Annotated in this window: 23 protein-coding genes and 1 tRNA gene; 10 read left to right on the top strand and 14 right to left on the bottom strand. The window is 60.7% G+C overall.

Annotation, left to right across the window (positions count from 1 at the left end):
- The first annotated feature begins 97 nt into the window (after positions 1 to 97).
- Positions 98 to 871: an RNA methyltransferase gene (locus C4S63_RS03360; protein WP_063509304.1), complete on the top strand. Its 774-nt coding sequence runs from the start codon at positions 98 to 100 to the stop codon at positions 869 to 871.
- 49 nt (positions 872 to 920) lie between these two features.
- Positions 921 to 1,688, top strand: a complete 768-nt coding sequence (cysE, locus tag C4S63_RS03355; protein ID WP_062816649.1) for a serine O-acetyltransferase — start codon at positions 921 to 923, stop codon at positions 1,686 to 1,688.
- Between the two features lie 159 nt (positions 1,689 to 1,847).
- On the opposite strand, the gene ychF is transcribed toward cysE, so the two are convergent.
- Positions 1,848 to 2,939 carry a redox-regulated ATPase YchF gene (gene ychF / locus C4S63_RS03350; RefSeq protein ID WP_062816650.1) on the bottom strand — a complete coding sequence of 364 codons (1,092 nt, stop codon included), beginning with the start codon at positions 2,937 to 2,939 and terminating at the stop codon, positions 1,848 to 1,850.
- Positions 2,940 to 3,122: 183 nt separating this feature from the next.
- On the opposite strand from ychF, the gene C4S63_RS03345 reads away from it, so the two are divergent.
- Positions 3,123 to 3,863, top strand: coding sequence for a glutathione S-transferase family protein (locus C4S63_RS03345; RefSeq protein WP_103916684.1), 741 nt, complete (start codon positions 3,123 to 3,125; stop codon positions 3,861 to 3,863).
- 68 nt (positions 3,864 to 3,931) lie between these two features.
- On the opposite strand, the gene pth is transcribed toward C4S63_RS03345, so the two are convergent.
- The 7 genes from pth to C4S63_RS03310 all read right to left on the bottom strand — a co-directional run bounded on the left by pth (position 3,932) and on the right by C4S63_RS03310 (position 9,773).
- Entirely contained in the window at positions 3,932 to 4,519 is a 588-nt protein-coding gene (pth, locus tag C4S63_RS03340; RefSeq protein WP_103916732.1) for an aminoacyl-tRNA hydrolase, read from the bottom strand.
- Positions 4,520 to 4,533: 14 nt separating this feature from the next.
- Positions 4,534 to 5,175, bottom strand: coding sequence for a 50S ribosomal protein L25/general stress protein Ctc (locus C4S63_RS03335; protein ID WP_062816652.1), 642 nt, complete (start codon positions 5,173 to 5,175; stop codon positions 4,534 to 4,536).
- 282 nt (positions 5,176 to 5,457) lie between these two features.
- Entirely contained in the window at positions 5,458 to 6,417 is a 960-nt protein-coding gene (locus C4S63_RS03330; protein ID WP_062816653.1) for a ribose-phosphate diphosphokinase, read from the bottom strand.
- Positions 6,418 to 6,486: 69 nt separating this feature from the next.
- Positions 6,487 to 6,562, bottom strand: a tRNA-Gln gene (locus tag C4S63_RS03325).
- Positions 6,563 to 6,583: 21 nt separating this feature from the next.
- Positions 6,584 to 7,492 carry a 4-(cytidine 5'-diphospho)-2-C-methyl-D-erythritol kinase gene (gene ispE / locus C4S63_RS03320; protein ID WP_062816654.1) on the bottom strand — a complete coding sequence of 303 codons (909 nt, stop codon included), beginning with the start codon at positions 7,490 to 7,492 and terminating at the stop codon, positions 6,584 to 6,586.
- The gene (lolB, locus tag C4S63_RS03315; protein WP_082810831.1) at positions 7,489 to 8,073 is read right to left on the bottom strand and encodes a lipoprotein insertase outer membrane protein LolB; all 585 of its coding nucleotides are present in this window, start codon (positions 8,071 to 8,073) and stop codon (positions 7,489 to 7,491) included. Before lolB ends, ispE begins: the two co-directional genes overlap by 4 nt.
- On the bottom strand, positions 8,070 to 9,773 hold the full coding sequence (locus C4S63_RS03310) for a tetratricopeptide repeat protein (RefSeq protein WP_103916683.1): 1,704 nt from the start codon (positions 9,771 to 9,773) through the stop codon (positions 8,070 to 8,072). The genes lolB and C4S63_RS03310 overlap by 4 nt, the downstream gene beginning before the upstream one ends.
- A gap of 271 nt (positions 9,774 to 10,044) precedes the next feature.
- Between C4S63_RS03310 and hemA the strand changes: the two genes are divergently transcribed.
- From hemA to C4S63_RS03290, 4 genes are all read left to right on the top strand, one after another.
- Positions 10,045 to 11,316, top strand: a complete 1,272-nt coding sequence (gene hemA, locus C4S63_RS03305) for a glutamyl-tRNA reductase (RefSeq protein WP_062816657.1) — start codon at positions 10,045 to 10,047, stop codon at positions 11,314 to 11,316.
- Positions 11,317 to 11,333: 17 nt separating this feature from the next.
- On the top strand, positions 11,334 to 12,419 hold the full coding sequence (gene prfA, locus C4S63_RS03300; RefSeq protein ID WP_063509299.1) for a peptide chain release factor 1: 1,086 nt from the start codon (positions 11,334 to 11,336) through the stop codon (positions 12,417 to 12,419).
- A 1-nt stretch (position 12,420) separates the two neighbouring features.
- On the top strand, positions 12,421 to 13,257 hold the full coding sequence (gene prmC, locus C4S63_RS03295) for a peptide chain release factor N(5)-glutamine methyltransferase (RefSeq protein ID WP_103916682.1): 837 nt from the start codon (positions 12,421 to 12,423) through the stop codon (positions 13,255 to 13,257).
- 122 nt (positions 13,258 to 13,379) lie between these two features.
- Complete coding sequence (locus C4S63_RS03290; RefSeq protein ID WP_103916681.1) at positions 13,380 to 14,138, top strand: molybdopterin-synthase adenylyltransferase MoeB; 759 nt, start codon at positions 13,380 to 13,382, stop codon at positions 14,136 to 14,138.
- 13 nt (positions 14,139 to 14,151) lie between these two features.
- On the opposite strand, the gene C4S63_RS03285 is transcribed toward C4S63_RS03290, so the two are convergent.
- The 6 genes from C4S63_RS03285 to gatC form a co-directional block, all read right to left on the bottom strand.
- Complete coding sequence (locus tag C4S63_RS03285) at positions 14,152 to 14,334, bottom strand: hypothetical protein (RefSeq protein ID WP_103916680.1); 183 nt, start codon at positions 14,332 to 14,334, stop codon at positions 14,152 to 14,154.
- 129 nt (positions 14,335 to 14,463) lie between these two features.
- Entirely contained in the window at positions 14,464 to 15,249 is a 786-nt protein-coding gene (locus C4S63_RS03280; RefSeq protein WP_103916679.1) for a cyclic nucleotide-binding domain-containing protein, read from the bottom strand.
- Positions 15,250 to 15,386: 137 nt separating this feature from the next.
- Positions 15,387 to 16,205: a crotonase/enoyl-CoA hydratase family protein gene (locus C4S63_RS03275; protein WP_103916678.1), complete on the bottom strand. Its 819-nt coding sequence runs from the start codon at positions 16,203 to 16,205 to the stop codon at positions 15,387 to 15,389.
- Positions 16,206 to 16,315: 110 nt separating this feature from the next.
- Positions 16,316 to 17,755, bottom strand: a complete 1,440-nt coding sequence (gene gatB, locus C4S63_RS03270; RefSeq protein ID WP_103916677.1) for an Asp-tRNA(Asn)/Glu-tRNA(Gln) amidotransferase subunit GatB — start codon at positions 17,753 to 17,755, stop codon at positions 16,316 to 16,318.
- Positions 17,752 to 19,212: an Asp-tRNA(Asn)/Glu-tRNA(Gln) amidotransferase subunit GatA gene (gene gatA, locus C4S63_RS03265; RefSeq protein ID WP_103916731.1), complete on the bottom strand. Its 1,461-nt coding sequence runs from the start codon at positions 19,210 to 19,212 to the stop codon at positions 17,752 to 17,754. Before gatA ends, gatB begins: the two co-directional genes overlap by 4 nt.
- Before the next feature lie 19 nt (positions 19,213 to 19,231).
- Positions 19,232 to 19,519, bottom strand: coding sequence for an Asp-tRNA(Asn)/Glu-tRNA(Gln) amidotransferase subunit GatC (gene gatC, locus C4S63_RS03260; RefSeq protein ID WP_062816665.1), 288 nt, complete (start codon positions 19,517 to 19,519; stop codon positions 19,232 to 19,234).
- 241 nt (positions 19,520 to 19,760) lie between these two features.
- On the opposite strand from gatC, the gene C4S63_RS03255 reads away from it, so the two are divergent.
- From C4S63_RS03255 to mreD, 3 genes are read left to right on the top strand one after another with little or no spacing between them, the layout of a single operon-like run.
- Positions 19,761 to 20,798 carry a rod shape-determining protein gene (locus tag C4S63_RS03255; RefSeq protein ID WP_035248243.1) on the top strand — a complete coding sequence of 346 codons (1,038 nt, stop codon included), beginning with the start codon at positions 19,761 to 19,763 and terminating at the stop codon, positions 20,796 to 20,798.
- 6 nt (positions 20,799 to 20,804) lie between these two features.
- On the top strand, positions 20,805 to 21,659 hold the full coding sequence (mreC, locus tag C4S63_RS03250; RefSeq protein WP_103916676.1) for a rod shape-determining protein MreC: 855 nt from the start codon (positions 20,805 to 20,807) through the stop codon (positions 21,657 to 21,659).
- Entirely contained in the window at positions 21,649 to 22,140 is a 492-nt protein-coding gene (gene mreD, locus C4S63_RS03245) for a rod shape-determining protein MreD (protein ID WP_062816667.1), read from the top strand. The genes mreC and mreD overlap by 11 nt, the downstream gene beginning before the upstream one ends.
- The last annotated feature ends 106 nt before the right edge of the window (positions 22,141 to 22,246 follow it).

Raw genomic sequence — 22,246 nt, 5'->3', positions numbered from 1 at the left:
TCCCGGGCACCGGGGCCTCTCGGGCAAGGGATAATTGGCAGTTTCTCATGATAACATTGCCGCCTTTTCCGGCCAGACCCGTGTACAGGTACCTTACATGCTAGAAAATGTGCGTATTGTGATGGTGGAAACCACCCATCCCGGCAACATCGGTGCCGCAGCCCGGGCCATGAAAACCATGGGGCTGTCGGACCTGAGGCTGATACAGCCGCGGGATTATCCGTCCGTGGAAGCCACCGCCCGGGCCTCCGGGGCCGGGGATGTGCTGGAAGCTGCGCAGGTCTGCCAGACCCTGGACGAAGCCCTGGAGGGGGCCACCCTGGTAATCGGCACCAGCGCCCGTCAGCGTCGTATCCCCTGGCCGTGCCTCACGCCCCGGCAACTGGCGGCGCAATTGTCCCACGAGCCGGATGACACCCGTATTGCGGTGCTGTTCGGTCGCGAGGACCGCGGGCTCACCAATGATGAGCTGCGCCGCTGCAATCTGCATGTGAGCGTGCCCACCAATCCCGAGTACGGGGTCTTGAATGTGGCGTCGGCGGTCCAATTAATCAGTTACGAGCTGCGCATGGCTCTGTTGGGAGACGATTTTGATCTGAAGGAAGCCCGTTCCCGCCGCGAGGCCATGCCGCTGCCGGAGATGTTCTGGGATGAGCCACTGGCCAGTAACGAGGCCGTGGCCGGTTTTCTCGATCATCTGGAAAAGGTCATGGCGCAAAGCGGTTTCCTGAATCCGCAGCAGCCGGGCCAGGTCATGACGCGCATGCGCCGTTTGTTTATGCGCGCGCGACCGGACAAAATGGAAATGAGCATTCTGCGTGGTGTGCTGGTGGCGCTGGAAAGAAAAATGCCGCGGAATGACGGGGAATAGTTCCCGCTCCCCGTGGTATCCAACCGGTTACGCCTGAGACGAGGTATCTATGTTTGATCGAGTACGCGAGGACATCGCGTCGGTATTCCACCGGGACCCGGCGGCACGTAACACCCTGGAGGTGTTGCTGAACTACCCGGGCCTGCACGCCGTGCTGTTCCACCGCCTCGCCCACGCCCTGTGGAAACGGAACTTCAAGCAGCTGGCGAGATTTGTTTCCACTTTCGCCCGCTGGATGACGGGTATCGAGATCCACCCTGGTGCCAAGATCGGTCGACGCTTCTTTATCGATCACGGCATGGGCGTGGTGATCGGCGAAACCGCGGAAATCGGCGATGACGTGACGCTCTACCACGGCGTTACCCTGGGCGGCACCAGCTGGAACAAGGGCAAGCGCCATCCGACCCTGGAGGACGGTGTGGTGGTCGGTGCCGGCGCCAAGGTGCTGGGGCCGTTTACCGTGCACAAGAATGCCAAGATCGGTTCCAACTCGGTGGTCACCAAGGAAGTCCCCGAAGGCGCCACCGTCATCGGTATCCCCGGCCGGGTGGTCAGCAAGCCGATCACGGAACAGGAAAAGAACCGCCAGCAGATGGCAGAAAAAATCGGATTCCAGGCCTATGGGGTCAGCAACGATATGCCGGACCCGGTAGCCGAAGCCATCCACCTGCTGCTCGATCACATGCACGCGGTCGACAACAAGCTGGACCGGGTCTGCACCAATCTGAAGAAGCAGGGCATTCAGGGCTGTGACGAGAAACTGCCGGAATTGAAGGACGAGGATTTCGAGCCAGTGAATGCCGGCGGAACAGATTGAAGAGCCGTTTCAAGTTGAAAGTGCAAAGTTGAAACGCGAGACGGTTTTAGTGTGAGCGGAAAGCAAAGAGGCCGCGCCCAAGGTTTGGGCGCGGCCTCTTTCGTTTCAACACATGGCGAACTTGGCCCGTGTTTGAACTTTCAACTTTTAACTTGCGACTCAGACGTTAAACCGGAAGTGCACGACATCCCCATCCTTGACGATGTATTCCTTGCCTTCCAGGCGCCATTTACCGGCATCCTTGGCGCCGGCTTCGCCGTTATGCTCGATGTAGTCTTCATAGGCGGTGACTTCGGCGCGGATGAAACCTTTTTCGAAATCGGTGTGGATCACACCGGCGGCCTGGGGGGCGGTGGCGCCAACACGGACGGTCCAGGCGCGCACTTCCTTCTTGCCCGCCGTGAAGTAGGTCTGCAGACCGAGCAGGTTGAAGCCGGCACGGATGACCCGGTTCAGGCCCGGCTCTTCCATGCCCAGGTCGGCCAGGAAGTCGGCCTTTTCTTCGTCGTCCAGCTCGGCAATTTCCGATTCGATCTTGGCGCAGATAGGCACCACGGAGGAATTTTCCTTCTCCGCCAGTTCGCGCACGGCGTCCAGCAGGGCGTTGTCCTCAAAGCCGCCTTCGTCCACGTTGGCGATGTACATGGTCGGCTTCAGGGTCAGCAGGTTCAGGCTCTTGATGGCCTTGCGCTCATCATCGTTCAGATCCACGGAGCGGGCCGGTTCACCTTCGTTGAGAACGGGCAGCACCTTGTCCAGTACCGGCAGCAGGCCTTTGGCATCCTTGTCCTGTCCCTTGGCGGCCTTGGTGGCCCGCAGGTGGGCTTTTTCCACCGTATCCAGGTCGGCCAGGGCCAGCTCGGTGTTGATCACGGAGATGTCGTCCAGGGGGGACACCTTGCCGGACACATGGATCACGTTCTCGTCATCGAAGCAGCGCACCACATGGGCGATGGCATCGGTTTCACGGATATTGGCCAGAAACTTGTTGCCCAGGCCTTCGCCCTTGGACGCCCCGGCCACCAGGCCGGCGATATCCACGAATTCCATGGTGGCGGGCATGATCCGTTCCGGGCTGACAATGGCGGAGAGCTTGTCCAGACGGGGGTCTGGCACCGGAACCACACCGGTATTGGGCTCAATGGTGCAGAACGGGAAGTTCTCGGCATCAATCCCCGCTTTGGTCAGCGCGTTGAACAGGGTGGATTTGCCCACGTTGGGCAGACCGACGATACCGCATTTGAAACCCATAACAGACCTCCGTTTTTCGAGGGCGCAATGCTACTCAAGGCGGGTTCAAAAAGCGACCACCGCCGGGCATTTCGCGGCGAACCCGGGGGTTGCTGGCGGGACGACTGTACCAGGCGCTGTTGCCGCTACCGACATGGCGGGGGCGGGCTAGACTGCAAGTCCGTCAACTGAACAAGAGTCACCATGGCCGAGCGCATCCTTTACCAGTTCCCGATCTCTCATTACTGCGAGAAGTCCCGTTGGCAGCTGGACCACAAGGGCCTGGCGTACCGAACGGCCAATCTGTTGCCCGTGGCCCACCGGGTGCGTACCCAGTGGCTGGCCCGCGCCAATACGGTGCCCCTGCTGCGCGACGGTAAACGCAGGATCAGTGACTCCACCCGGATTGCCTATTACCTGGAGAAATATTACCCGGAGCCGTCACTGTTGCCACGGGCCAGTGATGCCCGCGCCCGGGTGATTGAGCTGGAGCAGCAGTTTGATCGCTATGGCGTCCATGTTCGGCGTTGGGTGTACGGCCAGGTCCTTGATCGGCCGGAAGTGATGAGAGCCCTGGTGGGCGATTGCGGCTTGCCCGGCCCCCTGGAACGGGTGGCCAGGCCGCTGGTTCGGGAGGCCATTCGGCGCGGCTATGCCATCAATCCGCAATGGGTGATGCGATCCGAACAGCGCGTTGAGGAGGGCTTGGCACTGTTGGAGAGCGAGCTGAAGAAAGGCAAGGGGCAATATCTGGTTGGCGATCGCTTCAGTCTGGCGGATATCACGGCTGCCAGCATGATGGCGCCATTGGTGAGCCCGAAAGGTTCGCCCTGGGACTTGTTCGATGAAACAACACTGTCGCCAGCGTTGCGCAAACAGATCGAAAAATGGCGATCCCGGCCAGCCGGAGAGTGGCTGCTGGCGAGGTACGCGGAAGATAGGTAAGAATCAGTGATGAGGTAGGCGCGGGTTTGCGGTGTTCGAAACCCGCTGCTCGCAACTCGTACCTGCCTTTAAGCCTTGAACCCGTTGAGTCGGTTCATTGCCCCGTTCAAATCCCCGCGCAGCATGTCGGCGGTGTGATAGACCGCTTCGTCGATGGCGCGGTCGATCAGGTCGCGATCGGCCTGGGAGGGCTTGTTGAGCACATGGGGGGTGACGCGGTCAGCGGAGCCGGGGTGGCCGATGCCGATGCGCAGCCGATAGAAGTCACGGCTGTTGCCATGCTTGCTGATAATGTCGCGCAGCCCGTTATGGCCGCCATGGCCGCCGCCTTGCTTGAAGCGGGCGCAGCCGGGGGGCAGGTCCAGTTCGTCGTGGGCGACGAGAATCTGGGTGACAGGTATCTTGAAGAAGTTCGCCAGAGCGGCGGTGGCCTGACCACTGCGGTTCATAAAGGTCGTGGGGACCAGCAGACGAATGGTTTCGCCTTCGAAGGTAAAGGTGCCGGTAAGGCCGAAATATTTCTTGTCTTCAGAAAGGAAAACGCCCTGGCGACGGGCCAGGGCGTCCACATACCAGACGCCGGCATTGTGGCGGGTGTCCTCGTATTCGCGGCCCGGGTTACCCAGGCCTACGATCAGTCGAACCGTTTCCGCCACAGCCACAGTGCGTCTTATTCCTCGCCAGCGGCTTCTTCGCTTTCGCCGTCTTCGTCGTCAGCAGACGCACGAACTTTCGGCGCATGGATAGCGGCTACCGGCTGGTCGTGATCATCGCCCAGTGAGAGCTGGGTCAGCTCCACGCCCTTGGGCAGTTTCAGATCAGACAGGTGAACAATGCTGTCCAGTTCGACCGCTGCCATGTCCACTTCGATGAACTCGGGCAGGTTCTGCGGCAGACAGCTGACTTCCACCTCGGAAATATTGTGGTGGATCTCACCGCCCTGTTTCTTCACACCAATGGAGCTTTCTTCATTGATGAAGTGCAGGGGCACATTCATGGTGATCTTGTGAGTCTTGTCCACACGCAGGAAGTCCACGTGGGTCGGGTGGCCTTTAGCCGGGTGGCGCTGCATGTCACGCAGTACCGCCTGCACATTGGCGCCGTCCAGTTTCAGGGTCAGCACGTGGCTGTAGAAGGCTTCGGTTTCCAGAGCCTTTTTCAGTTCACGCAGCTCCACGCTGATCATCTGCGGCTCGGCGTCGCCACCATAGATGATGCCGGGAACACGTTCTTGCAGACGACGCAGGCGGCGGCTCGCACCTTTCCCCATGTCGCTGCGGGCTTCTGCATTCAGCAGGAAATCATTGGACATGATATGTCTCCAGTAAGCTCTCGGGCGTCCCGCGACCAGGTCTGCCGGAGAGGTTGATAGAACCACGGAGGATTCCGCGGGGGCGCGATTATGCATGAAAAAGGCGCTGCGTGCCAGCGGAAAGGGCTTCAAGCCGCAAGCTACAAGCTGCAACACGGTTTGGCATCGGGGTAGCCCGGAATGAAAGAGGCCGCGCACAGGAGCTGTGCGCGGCCTCAGGGGCTTCAAGCTGGCAACAATTCATGCCGTGTTGAAGCTTGTAGCTTGATGCTTGCCGCTGATTTACACCAGCTCCAGCCGGTCGAACATGGCGCTCAGGGACTCTTCGTTGTTCACCCGGCGGATGGTTTCGGCCAGCATCGGGGCCAGGCTGAGCACGCGGATGTTGGCACAGGCGCGTCCCGCTTCAGACAGCGGGATGGTGTCCGTGACCACCAGTTGATCCAGGGCGCTGTTGGCGATGTTGTCGATGGCCGGGCCGGACAGTACCGGGTGGGTGATATAGGCGTAGACCTTGGCGGCACCATGGTCTTTCAGGGCCTGGGCGGCCTTGCAGAGGGTGCCGGCAGTATCGACCATATCGTCCACCAGAATACAGGTGCGGCCTTCTACTTCACCGATGATGTGCATCACCTGGGACACGTTGGCCTTGGGGCGGCGCTTGTCGATGATGGCCAGATCGGCGTCGTTAAGCTGCTTGGCCAGTGCACGGGCGCGGACCACACCGCCCACATCCGGGGATACCACCATCAGGTCATCGTGATTCTGGCGCTCGATGTCCGCCACAATCAGCGGGGTGGCGTAGACGTTGTCCACCGGAATGTCGAAGAAGCCCTGAATCTGGTCGGCATGCAGGTCGACGGTGACAACCCGGTCGATACCCACGGCGGTGATCATGTCGGCGACCACCTTGGCGGTGATCGGTACCCGGGCGGAACGCACCCGGCGATCCTGGCGGGCGTAACCGAAATAGGGCATCACGGCGGTAATCCGGCCTGCAGAGGAGCGACGCAGGGCGTCGGCCATCACCAGCAACTCCATGATGTTGTTGTTGGTGGGATTGCAGGTGGATTGCACGATAAAGACGTCTTTGCCGCGCACGTTTTCCTGGATTTCCACGGCCACTTCACCATCACTGAAGGTGCCCACATCGGCATTGCCAATGGGCAGGTTCAGGTGTTTGACCATGGCCTGGGCCAGTTCGGGATTAGCGTTACCGGTGAAAACGACGAGTTTGGACACTGGCGTCCCTCTTGAGTCGTGAATTTCGGGAGCCTCCGAGGAAAGGGGGGAGGGCTCCGGGCAAGAAAATGGCTGGGGTACCAGGACTCGAACCTGGGAATCACGGGATCAAAACCCGTTGCCTTACCAACTTGGCTATACCCCAACACTCGGTCTCAGGTCTGCACTATTTACTCGTTTGTGCAGAGTTGCCTGAATTCTGTGTCTCTCGAAACTTCGCCAGTGTCTCTCCCAGTGTCTGGTGGAGAGGAGAAGTATTACAGCTTCGAGCGACGAAACCTGTCCAGTGTTGTGGCAACTGTTGCAGCAAATGCTGCCCCTGTTGCGGTCCGGTGAGGCGTGCAAAACAACAAGCGCCGGTACCGGTCATACGGGCATTTCCCGTATGCTGCCTGAGCCAGTGAAGCAACTCCCCGATTTGCGGAAATTGCCGTATTGCTGCCGCTTCACAGTCATTGCGAAAGTCGCGGGTCAGCACCACCTCAAGCGAGGCCGGTAATTTACTGACGGGGGTATCCCTTGTCAATTGCCGGTCGCCGAAAATTCGAGCAGTTGACACATGAATTCCCGGGTGAATGACCAAAAAATCATCGTTCGGCAGTGAAACCGGGGTGATTTGCTCTCCGACGCCTTCCGCCCAGGCGCTTTTGCCACGGACAAAGACCGGCACATCCGCCCCCAGTGATAACCCCAGTTCCGCCAGGGTGTCCTCGGGCAGATTCAGGCCCCACAGGGCATTGAGCCCCAGCAGGGTAGTGGCAGCATCAGAGGAGCCGCCGCCAACGCCGCCGCCCATAGGAAGGTGTTTTTCCAGGCGGATGCGAGCCCCGGAGTGGCAGCCGGCATGGGTCTGCAGGAGCCGGGCCGCGCGCAGTATCAGATTGCTGTCGTCGCTGGGAACCTCCGGGTGGTCGCATTCCAGGGTCAGGGAGTCAGCCGGGGTGAAATGCAGGGTGTCGCCCTGGTCGAGCAGCGCGAACAGGGTTTGCAGCTCATGGTAACCGTCCGGTCGACGACCCGTGATGTGCAGGAACAGGTTGAGCTTGCCGGGAGCCGGGAGGGTGAGCATGGTCATTGTCGGGGGCCGGGCTGCCAGTCCTTGATCAGCAGGGTGAAGCGGTTGCCGTTCTGTCTGGCCTTGATGCGATAAGGCAGCGTCACTCCGGCTACCGGCTGATAGCGGTCGAATTCCAGGCTCCAGCCCAGCTGTTGCAGGGTTTGCAGATGGCCGCTTTGGTCATAGTCGGCCTCGCCGCGGGCGCCAGGCCAGGGCAGGCCCCGAGCCCAGTACTGCAGGGCGGAGACCGGGAGCCAGAAGCCGGTCAGGTGCCAGGCCAGTTCACCGGGGCTGCGGGCCTGGTATTGTTCCTTGGCCGTAATCAGTTCGGCCCGGCCACTGTCCCAGCGCAGGTCGGCGCTACCAAAACCCAGGGGGCCGGAAAAGCGGATCTGGCCGCGATTGGGCTGCTGGGTCCAGTCGAAGGAGGCGCTGCCACCGTCATTGGCGGTTCGGTAGCCGAGCTTGCCACTCATGGCCCAGCGGTCGATCTGGTCGGGATGGTCAAAGGTTGCTGAGGGAGTGGGGCGCAGCTGACAGGCACTCACCGTCAGGGCCATCAGTGCCAGGGTGAGGATTCGCATGGGGCTGAGGATCACAGGCGAGCTCCGAATTTTTCCATGACTTCACGGATATGGGGGGCGTCCGGATTGCTTTGCAGGGTATCGCGCCATACTTGGCGGGCCTGATTCTGGGCACCCAGTACCCAGAGAACCTCACCGTAATGGGCGGCAACCTCCGGGTCAGGGAATTTTTCGTAGGCCCGGCGCAAATAGTCGCGGGCCGCTTCCAGTTCACCGCGCTTGTAAAGCACCCAACCCATGGAGTCCAGGATGGCCGGATCATTCGGCCGTAATGCCAGCGCTCGGGAAATATAGTCGTAGGCCTCGTCCAGGCGCTGGGTGCGGTTGGCCAGGGTGTAGCCCAAAGCGTTGAGTGCGCTGGCATCATCCGGTGAGATGGATAGCACCCGTCGCAGGTCGCGTTCCAGTTTTGCCAGATCGCCGGTTTTCTCTGCGATCATGGCCCGGCTATAGAGGAGCTCGGTATTGTCCGGTTCTGCCTCGACGGCCTGGTCGAGCAGGATCAGCGCCCCCCGGGGATCCCCTCGATCGTTGCGCATTTCTGCTTCAGTGATAGTAAGACTGGTGCTCAGCTCCGGGTGCTGTCTGGCCAGGCTGGCCATCAGGGCGCTTGCCTGGTCGCTGTTGCCCTGCTGGTAGAGCAGGCGTGCGGCCTGGACATTGGCACGGACCGCCTGGGCACCCTGCACTTTCAGGTAATGATCCACGGCCCGGTCCAGATCCTGTGCCTGCTCGGCGGCCTGTCCCAGGTAGAGATGCATGTCATCCGGCCGGTAGTTCTGCGCCAACAGGGCGTGCAGTTGCCCCCGGGCGGCATCGCTGGCTCCGGCTTCCAGGGCCAGCAGCGCCAGGGAAAAGCGCAGATCCAGATCTTCCGGGTATTGCTCCGCCATGCGGACCAGCTGTTTCTCGGCGTTATCCGCATCGCCGGTGGCCAGCAACATGCGGATATAGGTAATGCGGGGGCGTCGCGCCTGGGGATATTTGCGAACCAGTTTCTTCAGGTGCCGCAGGGCCTGTTTTTCTTCCCCCAATTTGTGCAGCAGCTGGGCCTTGAGCAGAAGAGCTTCTTCATGCCGGGGCATCAGGTCCAGGGCCCGTTCATCCGCCTCCAGGGCGCCCGCGTAATCGTTCTGGTGCTCGAGCCAGAGGGCGCGGGCGTACCATAGCGGGGCCTGATCCGGGTACCGGTCGGTGAGCTGGGCCAGCGCCTCGACCAGCTGCCGGTTACCCTGGGCATCCAGTCCGCGGGCTTGGCTGACCAGCCTGCCCAGCGCTTCACCGCCATGTTCGCCTAACAACATGTCCAGGTAGCGGCTGGCGGCGGGGATGTTTCCCAGGCGGATTTCCGAAAGGATCGCCAGTTGCAGGGCTTCTTCGTCCGCCGGAGCCTGTTCCAGCCATAGCTCGCTGAGGGCCAGGGCCTGTTGATGGTCTTCCAGGTAATGGGCCAGTTGGGCCGCCTGGCTGATCACTTGTGGATCCCCGGTGCTACGGGCCGCCTGGCTGTAATAGGCCAGTGTCACGCCCAGGGACTGGCGCTGGGCGGCCACTTCCGCCACCAGCAGGTCGGAAAGGGTCTCGCTGTCATAGCTCGGTGCGGGCGGATTGGCCGCAGGAGGCTGTGACTCGGCAGCTGTCGGGGCCGGTGTCTTGCTGGCGCAGCCGTTAAGTAACAGGACGCCGCAAAGTGGCAGAAAAAGGAATCGCGTCATTAAAGGGGGTATGCCTGTTTTATGGTCCGGGTATCATGGCACAGCGATCCGGGATTGCCCAAACGGATAAGCGGTTCCTATGCCATTGATTCGCCGGGCCATCATTGTTTTGGGGGGCGCTTTAACGCAAAATGCCTGACCCTTGCGTGGCCTGTTTTCACCGGGCTATTGCCTTCCGACGAATGTGGCGGACAGAGAGTTCCATGAACTGTCGACATGCGTATAAACCGGTGAGGAAAGTGGCCCGGGTCTGCTGCGGGCACGAGAGTCTATGAATCTAGTCGCTGTTGGCGTAAATCACACCACCGCGGATGTGGAGTTACGTGAACGTCTGGCGTTCTCCACGCAGCAGGCGGAAGCGGCGCTGGCCAGCCTGCGAGACATGCCCGGGGTCCGTGAGGCGGCCCTGCTTTCCACCTGTAACCGCACCGAGTTGTACTGTCTGGTGGATGAGACGGTGCCGGATTTCGCTGCCTGGCTGGCGCACAGTCGCCACTTGCCGGTAGATAAACTGGTGTCCGCACTCTATCAGCACCAGGGCGAGCAGGCGCTTGAGCATATGATGCGGGTGGCTGGCGGCCTGGATTCGCTGGTGCTGGGCGAGCCACAGATTCTCGGGCAGATGCGTGAAGCCTATGCCCGTGCCCATGAAGCCGGGTTGCTCAATGGCGAACTCTCCCGGTTGTTCCAGGAAGTGTTCTCGGTGGCCAAGCGCATTCGTACCGAAACCGGTATTGGTGCCAACCCGGTTTCTGTGGCCTATGCGGCCGTGTCCTTTGCCCGCCATATCTTTGCCGATCTGAAGAAAAGCCGCGCCCTGCTGATCGGGGCAGGGGAAATGATCGAGCTGGTAGCCCGTCACCTGAATGAGCAGCAGGTCAGCGAAATCACCATCGCCAACCGTACCCAGCAGCGCGCTGCGGAGCTGGCGGCCAGCGTCGGCGGACGGGGCATCAGTCTGGAAGAATTACCGGTGGCCCTGGAACGGGCGGATATCCTGATTTCCTGTACGGCGGCGCCGCTGCCCATTCTGGGTAAGGGAATGGTGGAGCGGGCGCTGAAGAAGCGCCGCCACAAGCCCATGTTCATGGTGGATATTGCCGTGCCCCGGGATATCGAACCGGAAGTGGGGGAGCTGGATGACGTCTACCTGTACACGGTGGATCACCTGCAGGAAGCCATTCAGGAAAATGTCCGTGCCCGCCAGCAGGCAGCCCAGGAAGCGGCCGAGCTGATCCGTGATGCCATCGTTCGCCACCGACGCCAGCGTCGCGAACTGGATGCAGTGACCGTGTTGCGCGAGTACCGGCAGCAGCATACGGCTCTGGCTGAGAACGAGTTGGAAAAAGCCCTGCAACAACTGCAGAACGGCGGGGACCCGGAGCAGGTCCTGCGCAAGTTTCAGCATTCCCTGGTCAACAAATGGCTGCACACCCCCAGTGTGACCCTGCGCAAGTTGGCAGCGGAGGGCCGAGCGGAGTCATTGCTGTTGGCCCGGGAGCTGCTCCTTGATGATCCGGACAGTCCGTCCGAACCGAAATAAATCCCTTTGAGGGTTCTATGAAAGCGTCTTTGCAAGGCAAGCTGGAAAAGCTGGCTGACCGTTTTGAGGAATTGTCCGGTCTGTTGTCGGACCCGGAGATTATTGGCAACCAGAAGAAATTTCGTGACCTTTCCCGGGAGTATGCGGAAATTGACCCGGTGGTGAAGTGTTACCGGGATTACTTGAAGGCCGCTGCCAATCTGGAAGCGGCCAGGGCCATGCAGGATGACAGCGATCCGGACATGCGTGAAATGGGCCAGGAAGAAGCCCGTGACGCGACGGCAACGATGGATGCCCTTGCCGGTGAGCTGCAGAAGTTGATGTTGCCCAAGGATCCCCGCGACGGTGCCAATGTGTTTCTTGAGGTGCGCGCCGGCACCGGCGGTGACGAGGCCGCCATTTTTGCCGGTGACCTGTTCCGCATGTACAGCAAATATGCGGAGCAGAATGGCTGGAAAGTGGAGTTGGTCAGTGCCAGTGAAGGGGAGCATGGCGGCTACAAGGAGGTGATTGCCCGGGTCATCGGCGATGGGGTCTATTCCCGCTTCAAGTTTGAATCCGGCGCCCACCGGGTGCAGCGGGTGCCAGCCACGGAATCCCAGGGGCGTATCCACACCTCTGCCTGCACGGTGGCCATCATGGCCGAAGCCGAGGACCTGGGAGATATCCAGATCCGCAACGAAGACCTGCGCATCGACACCTACCGGTCCTCCGGTGCTGGCGGTCAGCACGTGAACACCACCGACTCTGCGGTCCGCATCACCCACCTGCCCACCGGCGTGGTGGTGGAATGTCAGGATGAGCGCAGCCAGCACAAGAACAAGGCCAAGGCCATGAGCCTGCTCAGTGCCCGACTCTACGATGCCCAGCAGAATGCCGCCCATGCGGAACAGGCGGCGGAGCGCAAATCCCTGGTGGGATCCGGTGACCGTTCCGAGCGTATTCGCACCTACAACTATCCCCAGGGCCGGGTAAGCGACCATCGCATCAATCTGACGCTTTACCGGCTCGGTGAAATCATGGAAGGGGATCTGGATGAGTTGCTGGGTGCCTTGATGTCCGAACACCAGGCGGACCTGCTGGCAACCCTGGGCGACAGCTAGGATGCGCATTGATGCGGCCCTGCGCCAGGCAAGGGAGCGGCTGGCGTCGTCCCCCAGCCCGGACCTGGATGCCCAGGTGCTGCTCTGCCATGTGCTGGCGCGCCCGCGCAGCTATCTGTTTACCTGGCCGGAACGGGAACTGGAGGCGCACCAGCAGCAGAGCTTTCTGGCGTTGCTGGCACGGCGGGAACAGGGTGAACCGGTGGCTCACCTGACCGGTGAGCGGGAATTTTTTGGCCGCAATTTCAGCGTTACCCCTGACACTCTGATCCCTCGACCGGATACCGAAACCCTGGTGGAGCTGGCCCTGAAACTGGGGCCTGCGGGTCCGGCCCGGGTGGTGGACCTGGGCACGGGAACCGGTGCCATCGGCGTGACTCTGGCCCTGGAGCGTCCCCAGTGGCAGGTGACCCTGACCGACCTGAGTGCGGCGGCCCTGTCCGTGGCCGGGGGCAATGCCCGCCAGCTGGGTGCGCAGGTGACCTTGCAACAGGGAAGCTGGCTGGAGGATTGCCGGGGACCTTTCGATGTGATTGTCAGTAACCCTCCCTACATTGATCCGGCGGATCATCATCTCGATGAGGGAGATGTGCGCTTTGAGCCTCGCTCTGCGTTGGTGGCGGATCAGCGAGGCCTGGCGGACCTGGCCACCATTATCACCCAGTCCGCGGCCCGTCTGGTTGCCGGTGGCTGGCTACTGCTGGAACATGGCTACCAGCAGGGTGCGCAGGTGCGTGCGCTGATGGAGGCAGGACGTTTCGACGGGGTGCGCACCGAGCGTGACCTGGGCGGCAATGAGCGGGTGACGGTGGGAAGGCAGTTAATAGTTAATAATTAAGAGTTAATAGCGAAAACCCGAAAATCAAACCGTAGGGTGCACTGAGCTCAAGCGACCTGCACCATCGAATCTCAATGTTTTGCGTGCAAGCGTGAAGCGTGTTGTGTGCCAGCGAGACAGCCATGCTCAACGACGATCAGCTACTTCGCTACAGCCGCCAGTTGATGGTGGAGGAATTTGATCTGGCCGGGCAGGAAGCCCTGGCGGCAGCGCGGGTGTTGGTGGTGGGCTGTGGCGGGCTGGCCAATCCGGCGGGTTTGTATCTGGCAGGCGCCGGTATCGGTGAACTGGTGCTGGTGGATGATGACGTGGTGGAACCGAGCAACCTGCACCGGCAGGTGGCGTTCCGTGATGAGGATACGGGTCGGCCCAAGGCCGAGGCGCTGAAGGCACATTTGCTGGCGCTGAATCCGGAGATTGCGATCCAGGCCCATCGGCTGCGAGCCGATAGGCACTGGCTGGATCGGCAGGTGGCCGAGGCCAGTGTGGTGCTGGACTGCACGGATAATTTTGCAACGCGTCAGCGTATCAATGAGGCCTGTGTGGCTCACCGGAGGCCGCTGGTGAGTGGTGCCGCCATCCGCATGGACGGTCAGTTGGCGGTGTTTGACCTGCGCCAACCGGGCAGTGCCTGCTACGCCTGTGTCTACGGGGAGGGCACCGACGGTGATCTGGCGTGCAGCCAGGCAGGTATCCTGGGGCCGGTGGTGGGCACCATCGGCACGCTGCAGGCGTTGGCTGCCATACAGGTGCTGCTGGGGACATCCCTGCCTGCCACCCTGCGGCTGTTCGATGGCCGCACGCTATCCTGGCGGGAGATGCGTTTTCAGCGAGATCCCGCTTGTCCGGTCTGCTCCTCCCGCCAGACCCCTCCTGCGTGACGTGCCAATAGCCTCATTGCCCCTGGGGGCGCGCAGGCTCATCGTCCCGAGCCGTCGCGGAATCCTGGGACAGGGTCTGTTCCGGCGCCATATTCAGGGTCGGGTTGCTGGTCTCGGGGTCCGGGTCAGACAAGAAATAGACGGCCACCAGAATCAGTAGGCAGAGAATGATGGCTATGGAAAGGATGTGTCGCATGGTCCTGGCCTCCCTGGCTGAGCACAAAGGTCGACCCTGCGAGAAGGCGTTCAGGCCAACCTCCTTACTGCCAATATAGGCCCCTTTGCCGAGGGGGACAATGCACCTGACTGGGCCAGGCAGCGGCACTCACGCGGACAGCTGGACCACCTGATTATTGAGATCGGTGATTTGCCGGGCCATATCGGTAAGCAGGCTGTGAATCATGCCGGGATTGGTGCGGATCAGGTTTTTAAACTGGTGCTTGGGCACCTTGACCACGGAGCACCGGTGTTTGGCGCGCACCGTAGCACTGCGCGGGGAATGGGTGAGAAGGGCAATGGCGCCCAGCACTTCCCCTTCACTGACATGGCCGACCACAACGTCGTCCACCAGCACATCTGCCTGACCCTCGAACAGACTGAACACGTAATCCGCCGGTTCACCCTGGCGGATAATCACGTCACCGGGCTCGAAATAGGCAAACCCGGTGGTGGTATGGCTTTCTTCCGGGGCATGGGCCGCGAGCAGGCGTAGCAGCATGGCCTGCTGGATGGTGAGAATACGGGTCCAGAGCCGCGCCAGCCGCTCGTCGGCGAGGACGGTTTCGACCAGTTTCACGGTGGGGTAAGCGGCCAGCAGCACGGCACTTTCCGCGTAGTAGGTCACTTCGTCGTTGCCGGCGGCATCGGGCAGAATCATGTCCCCCTCATCCCAGGTAAACAATTTGCGCTCCTGACAGCGCATGCCCAGCATGCCGCCTTTCACGACGTAGGTGGTGTCAGCACACATGCCTTGCTTGAAGGCATTGTCTGTGGGTGCCAGAGGGAAAGACTGGGGTTGCAGTGGTAGCTGACCGATGAAGTCATCGACCAGGCGTTTGTACATGCGGGTCAGAGCGGAAAAGCCGCCACTGGCTTCGGCCACGGAAATCATGCAGTGCCTCAACAAACTCGTATTTTCGCCTGAGTATGCAGCAAGTTGAGGCTACGAAACAGGGCTGAGTTGTCAGTTGCCGGGGGCGCCGGTCGGGGGGCAGGTGTCACTGTCATGCCCCCACCGGTATGGGGGTATCAGTAGTCCCGTTCCCGCGGACCAAATTGCGGAGCTTCCTTTTTCTGTCCCGCCTGGAGGGCGCGACGATAGTTCTTGCCGCGTAGCAGCTTGAACTGAAGTTTGCTTTCCGTATCGAATGCCTGGGTTTCCGGCACGTTCCAGGTTTGCTGGAACAGGGCCTTGGCAGCGCTGATGCCATCCGGGGAGCGAGTCTTGATGGCCTCGGCCAGTTGCTCCGCTTCCGCCAGCGGGTCTTCAGCCACCCGGGTGACCAGATTCAGGACTTTGGCCTCGTCGCCCTTGAACAGGCGACCGGTCATGGTCAGTTCCTTGGCCACATCCATGGGAACCAGTTCGCGCAGGGTGACACTGCCGGTCATATCCGGGATCAGCCCCCACTTGATTTCCATGATCGACATTTCACAGTCCGGCGTGCTGATCCGAAAATCCGCGGCCAGGGCGATCTGCATGCCGCCGCCGTAGCAGTAGCCATGTAGCACCGTGATGACCGGAATGGGCAGCTCACGCCAGCACCAGCAGACTTCCTGGAACAGGTTGGTTTTCTTTACGCCGTATTTGGTGAAGCCTTTCAGCAATTTCAGTGGTTGCTTCATCACTGTGCCGAAATCCAGCCCGGCACAGAACGCCTTGCCAGCGCCCTGCATGATCACCACGCGCAGGCTCTTGTCTTTGCGTACGGCTTTGGCCGCTTCCACCAGCCCTTCCATCATGGCGAAATCCAGGCCGTTGTACTTGTCGGCGCGGCTCAGGGTGACATAGGCGATGTCGTTTTTCTTTTCCAGGGTGACGCGATTCTGGAAGGTTTGAGTGGTCATGGAGCACCTCGGGTGGATACCTGTGCTGTAGGAGCCATGCTCGCATGGCGAACACCCGAAGGGGGTGCGAGCAGATTCGCCATGCAAGCATGGCTCCTACGGATAGGGTGTTATTGGAGTTTCTCTCGCAGCAGTTGATTCAGTTGCTGCGGATTCGCCTTGCCCTGTGTCGCTTTCATTGCCTGGCCCACAAAGAAACCGATTTTTTTCTTTTTCTTGGCATCATCAGAGTTGCGGTAATCCTCAACCTGGGGCGCGTTATTGGCGATGATGTCATCGACAATTTTTTCCAGCTCACCGCTGTCGCTCATCTGTTTGAGGCCCTTGGCCTCAATGATGGTATCCGGGTCACCTTCGCCGGCCCAGCAGGCTTCGAAAACCTGCTTGGCAATCTTGGAACTGATGGTGCCGTCTTTCAGGCGGGCAATCAGCTGGCCCAGTTGTTCGGCGCTGACCGGACTGTCGCTGATGTCTTTGTCTTCCGCGTTCAATCTGGCGGCCAGTTCGCCCATCACCCAGTTGGCTGCCAGCTTGGCGTCACCACCGGCCTTGGCGGCACCTTCAAAGAAGGTGGCAGTGGCGATGGAGCCGGATAGCAGATCCGCGTCGTACTCGGACAGCTGATAGTCGTCCATGAAGCGTGCCTTGCGCGCATTGGGCAGCTCCGGCATGGCTGCTTTCAGTGCTTCCAGGTCCGCGTCGGTGATGGCCACTGGCAGCAGATCCGGGCAGGGGAAGTAGCGATAATCGTTGGCGTCTTCCTTGCTGCGCATGGAGCGTGCGGTGTGGGTGTCGCCGTTGTACAAACGGGTTTCCTGGACAATCTCGCCGCCGTCTTCCAGCACATCAATTTGCCGTTCCACTTCCAGCTTGATGGCCCGTTCCATAAAACGGAAGGAGTTCAGGTTTTTGGTTTCGGTGCGGGTGCCCAGTGGTTCGCCGGGTTTGCGGATGGACACGTTCACATCGAAACGCATGTTGCCCTGGGACATGTCGCCATCGCAGATGCCGATTGAGGTGACAATCGCATGGAGTTTACGGGCAAAGGCTACGGCTTCTTCCGCATTGCTCATGTCCGGTTCGGTGACCACTTCGATCAGCGGTGTGCCGGCCCGGTTCAGGTCAATCCCGGTCATGCCATGGAAGTCTTCGTGCAGGGACTTGCCGGCGTCTTCTTCCAGGTGCGCATGGTGAATGCGCACAGTTTTTTTCTCACCGTTTTCCAGCTGGATTTCTACCTCGCCGGCACCCACGATGGGCTCGGCCAGCTGGGTGGTTTGATAGCCTTTCGGAAGATCCGGATAAAAATAATTTTTCCGTTCAAACACACTGTGACGGCAGATATCTGCGTTGATGGCCAGACCAAATAGCGCCGCTTTGCGCACTGCTTCCTTGTTCACCACCGGCAGGGTGCCGGGCATGCCCAGATCCACCAGCGATGCCTGGGTGTTAGGCTCGGCGCCGGTGGACAGTTTGCTGCCGGAGAACAGTTTGCTGACGGTGTTGAGCTGGACGTGAATTTCCAGACCGATCACGACTTCCCAACTCATTGCTCACCTCCAAAAACCGGAGCCTGTTTATGCCAGTCGGTGGCCTGCTGATACTTGTGCGCCACGTTGAGTATCTGACCTTCGCGGAAATAGTTACCGATGATCTGTGTGCCGGTGGGCAGGCCGTTGATAAAGCCGGTGGGCATGGACAGGGCCGGCAGGCCGGCCAGGTTAACCCCGATGGTGAAGACGTCGGCCATGTACATGCTTACCGGATCGTCTTTCTTGGCGCCCAGTTTGAAGGCGGTTTCCGGGGCGGTGGGGCCCATCAACACATCGACTTTTTCGAAGGCGCGTGCAAAGTCGTCACGGATCAGGCGGCGGACCTGTTGGGCGCGACGGTAATAGGCGTCGTAGTAACCGGCGGACAGGGCGTAAGCGCCGACCAGAATGCGGCGCTTAACCTCATCACCGAACCCTTCTGAACGGGAGCGTTTGTACAGGTCTTCCAGATCTTTCGGGTCGTCACAGCGATGGCCGAACCGCACGCCGTCGAAGCGGCTCAAGTTGGAGCTGGCTTCCGCCGGGGCGATCACATAATAGGCCGGTACCGACAGTTTGACGCTGGGCAGTGATACCGAGACCACCTTGGCGCCCAGTTTTTCCAGTTCGCGAATGGCGTCGCGGCTGTTGTCGGCGATGGCGCCGTCCAGGGTGTCCGGGAAAAATTCTTCCGGGATACCGATGGTCAGGCCACGGATGTCGTTGTTCAGGGCGCCGAGATAATCATCCACCTTTTCATTAAGGCTGGTGGAATCACGATGGTCGTGACCGGCCATGGCCTGCAGCATCAGCGCGCAGTCTTCTGAACTCTGGGCCATGGGGCCGGCCTGATCCAGGCTGGAGGCAAAGGCAATCATGCCCCAGCGGGAAACGCGTCCGTATGTGGGTTTGAGGCCGGTAATGTTGTTCAGGGCCGCCGGCTGGCGGATAGAGCCGCCGGTGTCGGTGCCAGTGGCGCCGGGGGCCAGACGGGCACCGAGACAGGCCGCCGCACCGCCGGAGGAGCCGCCGGGGACCCGTTCCAGGTCCCAGGGGTTCTTCACCGGGCCGTAGTAGCTGGTTTCGTTGGAGGAGCCCATGGCAAACTCGTCCATGTTGGTCTTGCCCAGCATGACGGCACCTTCGGCGGCCATCTTTTCCACTACGGTGGCGGTGTAGGGGGCAATAAAGGAGTCCAGCATCTTCGAGCCGCAGCTGGTGCGCACGCCCTCGGTGCAGAAGATATCCTTGTGGGCGATGGGCAGGCCGGTGAGGAGGCCAGTATTGCCGGCGGCAATGGCCTGATCAGCGGCATCGGCCTGGGACAGGGCCTGCTCGGCGGTCACGGTAATGAAACTGTTGAGTTCACTGTCGTGTTGCTGGATGCGGGCCAGGAAATGCTCGGTGAGCTCCCGGGAGGAGAAGTCCCCGGCAGCCAGGCCGGCCTTGAGTTCTGTCAGTGTCTTGTTGTGCATGGCGTTGCTCATCACCTGTTTACTCAATCACCCGGGGAACCAGGAAACAGCCGTCTTCGGCGGCGGGGGCGATGTCCAGTGCCTTGTCGCGCACGTTGGGCTCGCTGACTTCGTCTTCTCGCAGGGGCTGGGTCACGTCCAGCGGGTGGGCCATGGGCGCCACATCAGTCACATCGGCCTGCTGCAGCTGGTCCACCATGGCCAGGATGTCATTGAGTCGGTCGGACAGGGCAGCACTGTCTGCCTCGTCCACTTTCAGGCGCGCCAGATGGGCCACCTGGGCTACCACCTTGGAATCAATGGCCATGATTCTCTCCGTTGGGATTCTCTGCGGTGGGCAGAGATAAGCTAATGCGGGTCTGGAAAGCCGCAAAAAGTACCATAGACCGCCTGTCCGGGGCCACTGCCAGCCAGTGTAAAAGGGCCAGTGTCAGCTTGCCCAATGCCCCTGCCGTTGCTAGAGTTGCGCCATCTTGTGAGATGCCCGGTTTTTTCCCGCCCGGTGTCGTTTTTTCGCGAAAATTTCAGGAAACACGCCAGAGATGTCCATGATCAAGCGTATTCGGGGGATGTTCTCCACCGATTTGTCCATCGATTTGGGGACCGCCAACACCCTTATATATGTACGTGGCCGCGGCATCGTACTGGACGAGCCGTCCGTGGTGGCCATTCGCCATCATGGTGCCCAGAAGAGTGTCGCTGCCGTGGGGGCCGATGCCAAGCGCATGCTGGGCCGGACTCCCGGCAATATCACTGCCATCCGTCCCATGAAGGATGGGGTGATCGCTGATTTCGATGTCACCGAAAAAATGCTTCAGTACTTCATCAAGAAGGTCCACGACACCGGGTTTTTCCCGCCGGCGCCCCGGGTGCTGGTCTGTGTCCCCTGTAAATCCACCCAGGTGGAGCGTCGGGCCATCCAGGATTCGGCCTATGGCGCCGGAGCCCGCGATGTGTACCTGATTGAGGAGCCCATGGCCGCCGCCATCGGTGCCGGCCTGCCGGTAGAGGAAGCGCGCGGGTCCATGGTGGTGGATATCGGTGGGGGGACCACCGAGATCGCCCTGATTTCCCTGAACGGCGTGGTGTACTCCGAGTCCGTGCGGATCGGTGGTGACCGTTTCGACGAAGCCATTGTCGCCTTTGTGCGCAAGGAATACGGCTCGCTGATCGGTGAATCTACCGCTGAGCGTATCAAACACGAGATTGGTACCGCCTATCCCGGTTCCGAAATCCGCGAGATCGATGTGCGTGGCCGGAACCTGGCTGAAGGGGTGCCGCGCAGCTTCACCCTGAATTCCGAGGAAATCCTGGAAGCGCTGAAAGAGCCGCTGGCGGCCATCGTCAATGCGGTGAAAAATGCGCTGGAAGCCTCGCCGCCGGAACTGGCCTCCGATATCGCCGAGCGTGGCCTGGTGATTACCGGTGGTGGCGCCCTGTTGCGTGATATCGACCGGTTGATCAGTGAAGAAACCGGCCTGCCGGTGATTGTCGCGGATGACCCGCTGACCTGTGTGGCCCGTGGTGGCGGCAAGGCGCTGGAGCTGATGGACAGCCAGGGTTTCGATATGTTGGCCATGGGCTAATAACCCATGGCTGCACCGGCCAATCCCACCTACCGACTCCTGATCGCGCTGGTTCTGGCCGTCATCATGATGGTCCTGGACCAGCGCACCCCCTGGGCTGCGCCAGTACGGCATGTACTCGGCTATCTCACCGCTCCGATCCATTACCTCGCCCATCTTCCGGTGGATTCGGGGGAATGGTTGTCCGAGCAGACCCAGAGCCGTGGGGCCTTGATCGATGAAAACCGGCGCTTGCAGAGACAGGCGCTGATTCTTGAGCAGCGCGTCCAGCGGCTGGCAGTGCTTGAAGCGGAAAATGTGCGTCTGCGCGAATTGCTCAATTCCTCTGCGGATCTGGATGCCAATGTGCTGGTGGCGGAGATCATTGGTGTGGATCCGGACCCCAACCGGCAAGAGCTGGTGATCAACAAAGGCAAGGGCGAGCAGGTTTTCCGGGGCCAGGCTGTGCTGGATGCCCAGGGGCTGATCGGCCAGGTCGTGGATGCGGGCCCGCTCAGCGCCCGGGTCCTGCTGGTGACCGATGCCAGCCATGCAATGAGTGTGCAGGTGAATCGCAACGGGGTCCGTGCGGTGCTGGCCGGCACCGGGCAGTCAGATGGTCTCAAGCTTCTCTACGTGCCCGATACCGCAGATATTCGCGAGGGCGATCTGCTGGTCAGCACCGGGTTGGGGCAGCGCTACCCGCGCGGCTATCCCGTGGCGACAGTGACCAGCGTGCGCCATCAGTCCGGCGCACCTTTTGCTGAAATCGCTGCCAGTCCCACTGCGCGCGTGGATCGTGCCAGTCATGTCCTCTTGGTGCAGTCCACCGATGAGCCCCTGATTCCGGTTCCCGACCCGGAGGCCGCCAATGATCCATGATCGTCCCGCCGGTACAGGCGTCATTGTCGTTACCTTGCTGATCGCCGCATTGCTGGAAGTGGTTCCTCTGCCCGATAGCGTTAACTGGGTGCGCCCGGAGTGGATGCTGCTGGTGCTGGTCTACTGGGTGCTGGAATTGCCCAACCGCATTGGCGTGTTATGGGGCTTCTTTGTTGGGCTGTATCACGATGTGCTGGTCGGCACCACGCTGGGACAATGGGGTTTGGCCTATGCACTGGGCGCCTTTGTGATGCTGGCCGCCTATAAACGCATGCGGGTGTTCACCTCGTTGCAGCAGTGTGCCGTGGTTTTCCTGCTGGTAGGCACCGTCAGTCTGCTGGCCTATCTGGTGCAGGAATCCGTGGGTCGTACCCTGTATCCGCCTTACACCATTCTTTATGCTTCCCTGACCAGCGCGGTGCTTTGGCGACCGGTCTGTGCGCTGTTGCGCTGGGTACAGCTGCGTTTTCTAGTACGATAAAGAGCAGTTGACAGTTGATAATTGACAGTTGACAGCGAAAACCCGGATAACCTTGGGCCTGGCTTCAATCTTTCAGTTCTCGGCATCAATGATGCCGAGCAGCTAT

It is taken from the genome of Alcanivorax sp. DSM 26293 (assembly GCF_900107995.1).
Classification (GTDB): domain Bacteria; phylum Pseudomonadota; class Gammaproteobacteria; order Pseudomonadales; family Alcanivoracaceae; genus Alcanivorax.
The sequence above is the reverse complement of the archived record's forward strand: the minus strand, read 5'-3'. Positions and strand labels throughout refer to the sequence as shown.

What these genes read in the sequence shown, in the direction of transcription:
- C4S63_RS03360 (WP_063509304.1), top strand. Translation starts at nt 98, where the DNA reads ATGCTAGAAAATGTGCGTATTGTGATGGTGGAAACCACCCATCCCGGC.
- cysE (WP_062816649.1), top strand. Translation starts at nt 921, where the DNA reads ATGTTTGATCGAGTACGCGAGGACATCGCGTCGGTATTCCACCGGGAC.
- ychF (WP_062816650.1), bottom strand. Translation starts at nt 2,939, where the DNA reads ATGGGTTTCAAATGCGGTATCGTCGGTCTGCCCAACGTGGGCAAATCC.
- C4S63_RS03345 (WP_103916684.1), top strand. Translation starts at nt 3,123, where the DNA reads ATGGCCGAGCGCATCCTTTACCAGTTCCCGATCTCTCATTACTGCGAG.
- C4S63_RS03335 (WP_062816652.1), bottom strand. Translation starts at nt 5,175, where the DNA reads ATGTCCAATGATTTCCTGCTGAATGCAGAAGCCCGCAGCGACATGGGG.
- ispE (WP_062816654.1), bottom strand. Translation starts at nt 7,492, where the DNA reads ATGACCATGCTCACCCTCCCGGCTCCCGGCAAGCTCAACCTGTTCCTG.
- C4S63_RS03310 (WP_103916683.1), bottom strand. Translation starts at nt 9,773, where the DNA reads ATGACGCGATTCCTTTTTCTGCCACTTTGCGGCGTCCTGTTACTTAAC.
- hemA (WP_062816657.1), top strand. Translation starts at nt 10,045, where the DNA reads ATGAATCTAGTCGCTGTTGGCGTAAATCACACCACCGCGGATGTGGAG.
- prfA (WP_063509299.1), top strand. Translation starts at nt 11,334, where the DNA reads ATGAAAGCGTCTTTGCAAGGCAAGCTGGAAAAGCTGGCTGACCGTTTT.
- prmC (WP_103916682.1), top strand. Translation starts at nt 12,421, where the DNA reads ATGCGCATTGATGCGGCCCTGCGCCAGGCAAGGGAGCGGCTGGCGTCG.
- C4S63_RS03290 (WP_103916681.1), top strand. Translation starts at nt 13,380, where the DNA reads ATGCTCAACGACGATCAGCTACTTCGCTACAGCCGCCAGTTGATGGTG.
- C4S63_RS03285 (WP_103916680.1), bottom strand. Translation starts at nt 14,334, where the DNA reads ATGCGACACATCCTTTCCATAGCCATCATTCTCTGCCTACTGATTCTG.
- C4S63_RS03280 (WP_103916679.1), bottom strand. Translation starts at nt 15,249, where the DNA reads ATGATTTCCGTGGCCGAAGCCAGTGGCGGCTTTTCCGCTCTGACCCGC.
- C4S63_RS03275 (WP_103916678.1), bottom strand. Translation starts at nt 16,205, where the DNA reads ATGACCACTCAAACCTTCCAGAATCGCGTCACCCTGGAAAAGAAAAAC.
- gatB (WP_103916677.1), bottom strand. Translation starts at nt 17,755, where the DNA reads ATGAGTTGGGAAGTCGTGATCGGTCTGGAAATTCACGTCCAGCTCAAC.
- gatA (WP_103916731.1), bottom strand. Translation starts at nt 19,212, where the DNA reads ATGCACAACAAGACACTGACAGAACTCAAGGCCGGCCTGGCTGCCGGG.
- gatC (WP_062816665.1), bottom strand. Translation starts at nt 19,519, where the DNA reads ATGGCCATTGATTCCAAGGTGGTAGCCCAGGTGGCCCATCTGGCGCGC.
- C4S63_RS03255 (WP_035248243.1), top strand. Translation starts at nt 19,761, where the DNA reads ATGATCAAGCGTATTCGGGGGATGTTCTCCACCGATTTGTCCATCGAT.
- mreC (WP_103916676.1), top strand. Translation starts at nt 20,805, where the DNA reads ATGGCTGCACCGGCCAATCCCACCTACCGACTCCTGATCGCGCTGGTT.
- mreD (WP_062816667.1), top strand. Translation starts at nt 21,649, where the DNA reads ATGATCCATGATCGTCCCGCCGGTACAGGCGTCATTGTCGTTACCTTG.